The sequence below is a fragment of the Bacillus luti genome, from assembly GCF_001884105.1.
Classification (GTDB): Bacteria; Bacillota; Bacilli; order Bacillales; family Bacillaceae_G; genus Bacillus_A; species Bacillus_A luti.
This window is the reverse complement of sequence record NZ_MACI01000011.1, coordinates 139,684-146,041: the sequence shown is the minus strand read 5'-3', so window position 1 is coordinate 146,041 and position 6,358 is coordinate 139,684. Positions and strand designations below refer to the sequence as shown.

General features: G+C 36.3%; 7 protein-coding genes and 3 pseudogenes. 8 read left to right on the top strand and 2 right to left on the bottom strand.

Annotation, left to right across the window (positions count from 1 at the left end):
• A pseudogene (locus tag BAQ48_RS03330) lies at positions 1-291 on the bottom strand (hypothetical protein); the annotation flags it as partial.
• 166 nt (positions 292-457) lie between these two features.
• Here BAQ48_RS03330 and BAQ48_RS26665 point away from each other — a divergent pair.
• From BAQ48_RS26665 to BAQ48_RS03295, 8 genes and pseudogenes are all read left to right on the top strand, one after another.
• Positions 458-646 (top strand): annotated as a pseudogene (locus tag BAQ48_RS26665) (glycosyltransferase); the annotation flags it as partial.
• A gap of 44 nt (positions 647-690) precedes the next feature.
• Positions 691-849, top strand: a pseudogene (locus BAQ48_RS03325) (glycosyltransferase); the annotation flags it as partial.
• Positions 850-924: 75 nt separating this feature from the next.
• Positions 925-1,662, top strand: coding sequence for a sugar phosphate nucleotidyltransferase (locus BAQ48_RS03320; RefSeq protein ID WP_071709965.1), 738 nt, complete (start codon positions 925-927; stop codon positions 1,660-1,662).
• Between the two features lie 8 nt (positions 1,663-1,670).
• Positions 1,671-2,216 carry a dTDP-4-dehydrorhamnose 3,5-epimerase gene (gene rfbC, locus BAQ48_RS03315; protein WP_071709964.1) on the top strand — a complete coding sequence of 182 codons (546 nt, stop codon included), beginning with the start codon at positions 1,671-1,673 and terminating at the stop codon, positions 2,214-2,216.
• A 15-nt stretch (positions 2,217-2,231) separates the two neighbouring features.
• Entirely contained in the window at positions 2,232-3,203 is a 972-nt protein-coding gene (gene rfbB / locus BAQ48_RS03310) for a dTDP-glucose 4,6-dehydratase (RefSeq protein WP_071709963.1), read from the top strand.
• 11 nt (positions 3,204-3,214) lie between these two features.
• Positions 3,215-4,069 carry a dTDP-4-dehydrorhamnose reductase gene (rfbD, locus tag BAQ48_RS03305; protein WP_071709962.1) on the top strand — a complete coding sequence of 285 codons (855 nt, stop codon included), beginning with the start codon at positions 3,215-3,217 and terminating at the stop codon, positions 4,067-4,069.
• A gap of 108 nt (positions 4,070-4,177) precedes the next feature.
• Positions 4,178-4,948: an enoyl-ACP reductase FabI gene (gene fabI, locus BAQ48_RS03300; protein ID WP_000421885.1), complete on the top strand. Its 771-nt coding sequence runs from the start codon at positions 4,178-4,180 to the stop codon at positions 4,946-4,948.
• Between the two features lie 268 nt (positions 4,949-5,216).
• Positions 5,217-5,768, top strand: coding sequence for a CotO family spore coat protein (locus tag BAQ48_RS03295; protein WP_116758456.1), 552 nt, complete (start codon positions 5,217-5,219; stop codon positions 5,766-5,768).
• A 56-nt stretch (positions 5,769-5,824) separates the two neighbouring features.
• Here BAQ48_RS03295 and BAQ48_RS03290 read toward each other — a convergent pair whose 3' ends face one another.
• A complete protein-coding gene (locus tag BAQ48_RS03290; protein ID WP_071709961.1) occupies positions 5,825-6,280 on the bottom strand; it encodes a CotY/CotZ family spore coat protein in 456 nt (151 codons plus the stop codon).
• Between the last annotated feature and the right edge of the window lie 78 nt (positions 6,281-6,358).

Below are 6,358 nucleotides of genomic sequence, written 5' to 3'. Positions count from 1 at the left end.
AGTAGCTCCAGTATCACCAGTCGGTCCAGTTGTCCCGGTAGCCCCAGTGTCGCCAGTCGGTCCAGTTGTCCCGGTAGCCCCAGTGTCGCCAGTCGGTCCAGTTGTCCCGGTAGCCGCAGTATCGCCAGTCGGTCCAGTCGGTCCAGTAGCACCAGTTGAACTGGTCGGTTCAGTCGGAAGGGGAAACGGTGGTATTGGTGGTGATGTTTGTCCTACAAGGTTAGGGCCAAATACACTAGTTGATAAAGATTCATCGGGATGTAATCCATCTGAATAATTATTATTTGGCATAAATGCACCTCCATAAAGCGTTCATTATATAGTAGACGCAAAACTAGAAGAAAATGACATGGACCTTTAAATTATTGAAAAGAAATCTTAAACTAATTGAACAAGTTAAAAAAAATGGAAAGTTTATTGTATGTATAACATATGATTGATTTGGAAGAGGATGAATATGTTGAACAAGCAAGGGACTACAATTAGTTTATGTATGATTGTTCGCGATGAACAAAATACAATAGATTGATGTTTGGATGCCGTAGAAAAAATTGCTGATGAAATTATTGTAGTTGATACAGGTTCCATTGATCGAACAAAAGAAATTGTAGCTCGATATACTTCAAACATATACAATTTTCCGTGGAGTTTTTGATAAACAATATAAATTGAAGTAGAAAAATCATAATTATAAGTGCTGCAGAGAAAACAATAGTATTTGTTACATGTATAAACGACCGGAAATTGTATGCACAATGCGCACGACATATAATGACATTGGCAGTACCTTCAGGGTATACTGTGCAATTTATGCTGATTCGAAATGCGAAAAGTATGATGAGCGGATACATATGAGAAGTACCAAAACGTATTTGTAGAACATTACAAAGGTATATTATCTCCATCATAAGGGGGAGATGTAGGGTGAAAGGGATTATTTTAGCAGGTGGTACTGGATCGAGACTATATCCGATAACGAAAGTGACGAATAAACATTTGCTTCCTGTTGGACGGTATCCGATGATTTATCATGCGGTATATAAGCTGAAACAATGCGAGATTACAGATGTTATGATTATTACGGGTAAAGAGCATATGGGGGATGTTGTTAGCTTTTTGGGAAGTGGCCATGAATTTGGTGTATCCTTTACGTATCGTGTGCAAGATAAAGCTGGTGGAATTGCACAAGCGTTAGGACTTTGTGAAGATTTCGTAGGGAATGACCGTATGGTAGTTATATTAGGAGATAATATTTTCTCAGATGATATTCGTCCGTATGTTGAAGAGTTTACAAATCAAAAAGAAGGTGCGAAAGTACTACTACAATCTGTAGACGATCCCGAAAGGTTTGGCGTAGCACATATTCAAAAAAGAAAAATAATTGAAATTGAAGAAAAACCGAAAGAGCCGAAAAGTTCCTATGCTGTAACTGGAATTTATTTGTATGATTCGAAAGTCTTTTCTTATATAAAAGAATTAAAACCTTCGGCACGGGGAGAACTTGAAATTACAGATATAAATAATTGGTATTTAAAACGGGGAGTACTTACTTATAATGAAATGAGCGGCTGGTGGACGGATGCAGGAACGCATGCTTCTCTTCAAAAGGCAAATATGTTAGCGCAGGATATAAATTTTGGGAAACAGTTTAACGGAGAATAGGTGAGAATATGAGAGTTGTAGAAACGAACTTTACCGATGTGAAATTGTTAGAACCGAGATTATTTGAGGATGAGCGTGGTTTTTTTACAGAAAGTTATAATAAGAAAGTGCTAGAAACATTAGGGATTGCGTATTCATTTGTACAGGATAACGTATCTTATTCCACTAGGGCGGGAACGATTCGGGGATTACACTTTCAAAAAAATCCGAAAGCGCAAACGAAACTCATTCAAGTTATGCAAGGAGCAATTTATGATGTTATCGTAGACTTGCGAAAAGATTCACCTACGTTTAAACAGTGGAAAGGATACATTTTAAGTGCGGATAATCATAGGCAGTTGTTGGTGCCAAAAGGATTTGCTCACGGGTTTTGTACGCTTGTTCCACATACTATCGTTATGTATAAAGTAGATGAGTATTATAGCGCAGCGCATGATTCGGGATTACTTTGGGAAGATAAAGAATTAGCAATTCCATGGCCGGTGACAAATCCGATTTTGTCTGATAAGGATCAAGTATTACCATTACTTCAGGAATATGAAGATAGTTTTTAAGTAGGAGCGTTGTTTATGAATATATTAGTAACAGGTGGGGCTGGATTTATTGGAAGTAATTTTGTGCATTACATGTTACAAAGCTATGAAGCATATAAGCTTATTAATTACGACGCATTAACATATAGCGGGAATTTAAATAATGTGAAGTCTCTTCAAGGTCATCCTAATTACTCTTTTGTAAAAGGGAAAATTCAAAATGGAGAGCTGCTAGAGCACGTCATAAAAGAGCGAGATGTCCAAGTGATTGTAAATTTCGCAGCCGAATCACATGTGGACCGTAGCATTGAAAACCCGATCCCATTTTATGATACGAATGTAATCGGGACAGTCACTTTATTAGAATTGGTGAAAAAATATCCGCATATTAAGCTGGTGCAAGTATCAACGGATGAAGTATACGGTTCTTTAGGGAAAACAGGAAAGTTTACTGAGGAAACCTCGTTAGCTCCAAATAGTCCATATTCTTCAAGTAAAGCGAGTGCTGACATGATAGCTTTATCTTACTATAAAACATATCAAGTACCAGTCATAGTGACACGCTGTTCTAACAACTATGGACCATATCAATATCCTGAAAAATTAATTCCATTAATGGTCACAAATGCGCTGGAAGGAAAGAAACTACCGTTATATGGTGATGGGTTAAATATAAGAGATTGGTTACATGTAACAGATCATTGTAGTGCAATTGATATTGTTTTGCATAAGGGACGTGTAGGAGAAGTATATAATATAGGTGGAAATAATGAAAAAACAAATGTAGAAGTTGTGGAACAAATTATTACGCTCTTAGGAAAAACGAAAAAAGATATTGAATATGTGACAGACCGTTTAGGGCACGACCGCCGTTATGCGATTGATGCAGAGAAAATGAAGAATGAATTTGATTGGGAACCGAAGTATACGTTCGAACAAGGATTACAAGAAACGGTGCAATGGTATGAAAAGAATAAGGAATGGTGGAAACCACTAAAAGATCAGTAAGGGGCATGTAAATGAAAGAGCGGGTTATCATAACAGGAGCAAATGGTCAATTAGGAAAGCAACTACAAGAAGAGTTAAATCCTGAAGAATATGACATATATCCATTTGATAAAAAGCTACTAGATGTAACAAATATATCCCGAATTCAGCAAGTGGTACAAGAAATACATCCACATATAATTATTCATTGTGCAGCATACACGAAAGTAGATCATGCTGAGAAAGAACAGGATCTTGCGTATAGAATAAATGCAATAGGAGCTCGAAATGTAGCAATTTCCTCGCAACTAGTAGGGGCTAAGTTAGTGTATATTAGTACCGATTATGTATTTCAAGGCGATAGACTAGATGGCTATCATGAATTTCATAATCCAGCGCCAATAAATATATACGGAGCTTCTAAGTATGCGGGGGAGCAGTTCGTCAAAGAGCTACATAATAAATATTTTATCATCCGTACATCTTGGTTGTATGGTAAATATGGTAATAATTTTGTGAAAACGATGATACGATTAGGAAAAGAAAGAGAAGAAATAACAGTTGTATCGGATCAAATTGGCTCTCCCACGTATGTGGCGGATTTAAATGTTATTATTAATAAACTTATTCATACTTCTTTATACGGTACGTATCATGTATCAAATAGAGGCTCGTGTTCTTGGTTTGAATTTGCTCAAAAAATATTTTCACATACAAACAGTAAGGTGAAAGTATTACCTGTTTCAACCGAAGAATTTGGAGCGGCAGCTGCAAGGCCGAAATATTCTGTTTTTCAACATAACATGCTACGATTAAATGGTTTTTTACAAATGCCTTCGTGGGAAGAAGGATTAGAACGATTTTTTATAGAAACAAAAAGTCATTAGCAAATTTATGTTAATGACTTTTTTGTTTGCCTTTAAGAGGTTTTATGGTACTATAATTATAGTATCAGGTACTAATAACAAGTATAAGTATTTCTGGGAGGATATATCATGGAACTATTACAAGGGAAAACATTTGTTGTTATGGGCGTTGCGAACCAAAGAAGTATTGCATGGGGAATTGCTCGCTCTTTGCATAATGCAGGCGCAAAATTAATATTCACATATGCTGGAGAACGTTTAGAAAGAAATGTTCGTGAATTAGCAGACACATTAGAAGGACAAGAATCACTTGTATTACCTTGTGATGTAACGAATGATGAGGAACTTACAGCTTGCTTTGAAACGATTAAGCAAGAAGTAGGTACAATTCACGGTGTTGCACACTGTATTGCTTTTGCAAATCGTGACGATTTAAAAGGTGAATTTGTTGATACTTCTCGCGATGGATTTTTACTTGCACAAAATATTAGTGCATTCTCTTTAACAGCTGTAGCAAGAGAAGCGAAGAAGGTAATGACAGAAGGCGGAAATATTTTAACTTTAACATACCTTGGCGGGGAGCGCGTTGTGAAAAACTATAACGTTATGGGTGTTGCGAAGGCTTCATTAGAAGCGAGCGTGAAATATTTAGCGAACGATTTAGGCCAACATGGCATTCGCGTTAACGCTATTTCTGCAGGACCAATTCGTACATTATCTGCAAAAGGTGTAGGCGACTTTAACTCAATCTTAAGAGAAATTGAGGAGCGCGCACCACTTCGTCGCACAACAACTCCAGAAGAAGTTGGGGATACAGCAGTATTCTTATTCAGTGATTTAGCACGCGGAGTAACAGGTGAGAATATTCATGTTGATTCAGGATATCATATTTTAGGATAAATATGATATCGATTATAACTTTTTAAGGGCGGTCTCTATATAGTGAGACTGCCCTTTTGATGTTTTAGAGAAAGAAAGAATTTTAACGAAAGTTATTGCGTTAGGATGAATATAACTATAATAGTACACGATTTATTCAACAGTAGAGGATAATCAGGTTTTTCCCTTTAGATTTAGTAAGTGTAAAGAATTTTGGTGGACGTTAGCCAAATTTGTTCAATTAATAATTAAATAGGGGAAAATTCCTCGTTGATGAAAGATTCACTTTATGGAAGTGGGAGGGACGAGTGTGGAGAATAGAAATAAAAGCTCAACAGTTGGAAAACCGTTGCTATATATAACGCAAGTAAATTTAGAACTTGATACACCAAAAATAAAAAGAATTCTCCTTACAAACTTTGAAAATGATAATAGGCAGGTGAAAGGGGATAGAGCACAAGCAAGTGTAAGTAGTGCGGTGGAAGAAAAGATTAAACAAAAAGAAATTGAGAAGGCGATAGAACAAAAAGAAATTGAGAACACAGAGAAACAAGAGGAAGTGGAACAAATAGAAGTTGAGGAACAACGAAAGCAAGTGACGACAGTACCACATAATAAATCATTTAAAGATATGAACAATGAAGAGAAAATTCATTTCTTATTAAACCGCCCTCATTACATTCCGAAAGTAAGATGTAGAATAAAAACAGCGACAGTCTCATATGTTGGATCTATTATTTCATATCGAAATGGTGTTGTATCAATTATGCCACCAAATAGTATGAGAGATATTCGAGTATCTATAGAAGAGATAAAATCAATTGATATGGCTGTTTTTTAAATTATGTAAAGGTGGTAGATAGATTCTACCACCCCAATAGTTTTTTAGTTTACTTATTAGATAGTAACGTCTCGTAAGCACTGAATAGCACAGAAACAGCTTAAATCAACAGTAATGCAAGTATTTGTACCGCGTAAAGTTGCATTTGGTAAATTTAAAAACGTACAAATTGGATCGTCACCAGGTGGAACAGGATCTCCGCTGATAGTTACAGTTAATACACGTAATACAGCACAGCTATCATCATCTACGCTCTCGACACGGAAAATCGGAGATTTACAGCTAGTAAGACTTCCTGATGGTGCAAATGCTTCAAAAACATCTCCATTTTTTTTGTATAAAATAAAAGGACGTGTATTTGCTACTGATGAACTGCTGTGTGCTCCTAAAAATGGAATTTCGCAACCAGATCCACATGTTGTGGTAGAACAATCTTGTAATTCATTGATGAATTTTACAACGTCAGCTACGCAGTGAGAAGAGCCGTGATGTTTATTTTCGTTACAACTCATTAATGTCACTCCTTATCTTCTTGTTTGTATTTACATTAATAAGATATTGAAGTAGAGGAGATTTGGTCACAGTCTCAA

Coding starts and splice junctions, on each gene's coding strand:
- rfbC (WP_071709964.1), top strand. CDS start 1,671: ATGAGAGTTGTAGAAACGAACTTTACCGATGTGAAATTGTTAGAACCG.
- rfbB (WP_071709963.1), top strand. CDS start 2,232: ATGAATATATTAGTAACAGGTGGGGCTGGATTTATTGGAAGTAATTTT.
- rfbD (WP_071709962.1), top strand. CDS start 3,215: ATGAAAGAGCGGGTTATCATAACAGGAGCAAATGGTCAATTAGGAAAG.
- fabI (WP_000421885.1), top strand. CDS start 4,178: ATGGAACTATTACAAGGGAAAACATTTGTTGTTATGGGCGTTGCGAAC.
- BAQ48_RS03295 (WP_116758456.1), top strand. CDS start 5,217: ATGGAAGTGGGAGGGACGAGTGTGGAGAATAGAAATAAAAGCTCAACA.
- BAQ48_RS03290 (WP_071709961.1), bottom strand. CDS start 6,280: ATGAGTTGTAACGAAAATAAACATCACGGCTCTTCTCACTGCGTAGCT.